Source organism: Vibrio sp. 811, assembly GCF_033339195.1.
In genome coordinates, this window is sequence record NZ_JAWOUB010000583.1 from 1 (window position 1) to 611 (window position 611).

Consider the following 611-nt stretch of genomic DNA (forward strand, 5'->3'; position numbering starts at 1 on the left):
ACGGCGCCAGCAGGTGCAGCTAAAGGTCTAAGGATTAAACGTGGGACTGATGCGGCATCTGGACAACCATTGTGGTATTACATTGAATACCGTCAACCTATCGGTTTCGATAGTTTTCTTGAAGGGCAAACTACAATAACGGATGGCGTCGTTTTCCACGCTGTAACTGGAGATGATTTGAGTAGTGTCCAACTGCTTGATATGACGCCTAACAGTGTGAACTCAGACCTGATTGATGCTGCCTTGATAGCGGGCAATACGTATGAGGATACAGAAGCCGGTATTACCATTACGACCGAATGGGCTGATAGCACAGGCGCAAGTGTCCACGTTAGCTTCGCTGAGCCTATGTGTGTGCCAAGCATGCCGAGTGTTGCTGTTGTTTCCAATCAAGTTTCAGGTGTAGAGCCTGGTAGCACCGTGGGGTATTCGGTTACGGTAACTAACAATGATGGTGATGGATGCGCAACATCGAATTTCGCTATTGAGGCAAGTGCTCCAAGTGGGTGGGTGACAACGGCATCTCAGTTAAATTTGGCTCCTGGTGCGAGTGATACAGTGACGGTTGATGTGACTTCGGATCAAGCTGCGATAGACGGGACCTACGGCAT

At 49.1% G+C, this 611-nt stretch carries 1 protein-coding gene; it reads left to right on the top strand.

All coding sequences use genetic code 11. The features are described from left to right. A partial coding sequence (locus tag R7Q46_RS28220; protein WP_318078447.1) for an NEW3 domain-containing protein occupies positions 1–611 on the top strand: 611 nt, incomplete at both ends.